This window comes from Pseudoflavonifractor sp. SW1122 (assembly GCF_012027765.1).
Classification (GTDB): Bacteria; Bacillota; Clostridia; order Oscillospirales; family Oscillospiraceae; genus Enterenecus; species Enterenecus faecium.
On sequence record NZ_SJOS01000089.1, the window covers coordinates 1 to 2,437 of the forward strand.

Consider the following 2,437-nt stretch of genomic DNA (forward strand, 5'->3'; position numbering starts at 1 on the left):
TGTGTCAACGATATTTCCTTCTTTTATGCAAGTTTGAACATTAGGTATTGCAAAAATGACGGTTGGGGTGTACAATACAGTAGCAAGCTAAATTACACACTTTCAAAATAGAAAGGATGTTGGCAAACATGTCTCTGAATAACGCTTATCTGAAGTCCGTCATGGAGGGCCTGAAGGCCCGCAACGGTCATGAGAAGGAGTTCCTCCAGGCTGTGGAGGAAGTTTTGGAGTCTCTGGAGCCCGTGGTGGAGGCCGATCCCCGCTACGAGCAGCAGAACATTGTGGGCCGTATGGTGGAGCCTGAGCGGGCCATTCTCTTCCGGGTGCCCTGGGTGGACGACAACGGCGTGGTGCAGGTCAACCGCGGCTACCGTGTCCAGTTCAACTCCGCCATTGGCCCCTACAAGGGCGGTCTGCGTCTGCACCCCACCGTCAACCTGTCTGTCATCAAGTTCCTGGGCTTTGAGCAGGTCTTCAAGAATGCTCTGACCACTCTGCCCATGGGCGGCGGCAAGGGCGGCTCTGACTTCGACCCCAAGGGCAAGAGCGACGGGGAGATTATGCGTTTCTGCCAGTCCTTTATGAATGAGCTGTATCGCCACATCGGCCCCGACACCGACGTGCCCGCCGGCGACATCGGCGTGGGCGCCCGTGAGATCGGCTATCTCTTCGGCCAGTACAAGAAGCTGCGCAACGAGTGGACCGGCGTGCTCACCGGCAAGAGCCTGTCCTACGGCGGCTCTCTGGCCCGTACCGAGGCCACCGGCTTCGGTCTGTGCTACTTCGCCGACGCCCAGCTCCACGACAACGGACAGTCCTTCGAGGGCAAGCGGGTGGTGATCTCCGGCTCCGGCAACGTGGCCATCTACGCCAACCAGAAGTGCACCACCCTGGGCGGTAAGGTCATCGCCATGTCCGACTCCAATGGTTACATTGTAGACGAGAACGGCATTGATTATAAGGTCATCCAGGAGATCAAGGAGGTCAAGCGTGCCCGCATCAAGACCTACCTGGACTATGTCCCCACTGCCAAGTACGTGGAGGGCTGCTCCGGCATCTGGACCGTGCCCTGCGACATCGCTCTGCCCTGCGCCACCCAGAACGAGCTGGACGAGGAGGCCGCCAAGGCCCTCATCGCCAACGGCTGCATCGGTGTGTTTGAGGGCGCCAACATGCCCTGCACCCCCGAGGCCATTTCCGCCATCAAGGGCGCTGGCCTGATGTTCTCCCCCGCCAAGGCTTCCAACGCTGGCGGCGTGGCCACCTCCGGTCTGGAGATGAGCCAGAACTCCGGCCGTATCAGCTGGACCTTCGAGGAAGTGGACAGCAAGCTCAAGGGTATCATGGAGGGCATTTACAAGGCCTGCGCCGACGCCGCCGAGAAGTACGGCATGAAGGGCGACATCCAGGCCGGTGCCAACATCGCCGGATTCCTGAAGGTTGCGGATGCAATGCTCTGGCAAGGAATTTGCTAATAGAAAGATAGAACTGTACAGAAGCCCCGTCTGGTGTGTAACACACCGGGCGGGGCTTGTTTGTTTTCGCTCTTCATGGTACAATATGGTCAACCTGAACAAAGGAGGGAGAGCCATGAGCGAGACCTATTGTGGAAAGAGCTGTCAAACCTGCGGCTATCGGGCGGAGACCAGCTGCCGGGGCTGCCTGGAGGAGGCCAGCCGGGAGTGCAAGCTGGCCCTATGCTGTCGCCAGAAGGGGCACAAGACCTGTGACAGCTGCACCTACAACACCCAATGCGGCATGTATCGGGGGAGAGACACCGCACCTCAGTACCGCCTGGCCCAAAAGAAGGCGGAATTGGAGTATCAGCAGGAACTCCGGGAGCGGGGAAGCTTCCTGGCCAAGTGGATTTGGGTGTTGTTCTGGCTCTTTATCCCTGCCAACATTGCCAGCGTCATCGTCCAGTGGATGCCCAGCATCCAGGTGGTGGGATACCTGTTGGACTTTGCCTGTGGTGTGGTGTACGGTGTGGTGCTGCTACGCATTGCCTCCAGGGCAGAGGGGTATCGCTGGGCGGGCATCTTGATTTTGATTACCGCGCTTCTGGATGGAGGGGCCATCTTCATCAGCAATGAGGCCTTGGCTCTGACGGTTTCCCTGTGCAGTGCTATCCTCTCCTTCTTTAGCTGCTACAATGAGTTTAACGCCCACGCCAACGTATTGGAGGGGGTGGACAATCTACTCAGCGAGCAGTGGAGAAAGCTGTGGAAGTGGATGCTCATCGCCACCATTGCCATGATTGTGGGTGTGATCTTCACGGTCATCGTCATTGGTGCTTTGGTGTTTTTGGCAGCTATCATTGCCCTTTTGGTCATCGGAATCCTCAAACTGGTGTACCTGTTCCGAACCGCCCAGACCTTCCAGGATGTGGCCGCCCGATAAATAGGTATAAAAAATCCCGGTGCAAGAATTGCACCGG

2 protein-coding genes are annotated in these 2,437 nt (G+C 57.7%); both read left to right on the forward strand.

Annotated features, from left to right (window positions below; all coding sequences use genetic code 11):
- The first annotated feature begins 128 nt into the window (after positions 1 to 128).
- Positions 129 to 1,475 (forward strand): NADP-specific glutamate dehydrogenase, encoded by a 1,347-nt coding sequence (gene gdhA, locus E0L15_RS12065; RefSeq protein WP_087234119.1) that lies wholly within the window; start codon positions 129 to 131, stop codon positions 1,473 to 1,475.
- A 115-nt stretch (positions 1,476 to 1,590) separates the two neighbouring features.
- Positions 1,591 to 2,400, forward strand: coding sequence for a hypothetical protein (locus E0L15_RS12070; RefSeq protein ID WP_168125794.1), 810 nt, complete (start codon positions 1,591 to 1,593; stop codon positions 2,398 to 2,400).
- The last annotated feature ends 37 nt before the right edge of the window (positions 2,401 to 2,437 follow it).

Excerpts from the sequence above, each read along its gene's own strand:
- E0L15_RS12070 (WP_168125794.1), top strand. The coding sequence starts at position 1,591 with ATGAGCGAGACCTATTGTGGAAAGAGCTGTCAAACCTGCGGCTATCGG.
- gdhA (WP_087234119.1), top strand. The coding sequence starts at position 129 with ATGTCTCTGAATAACGCTTATCTGAAGTCCGTCATGGAGGGCCTGAAG.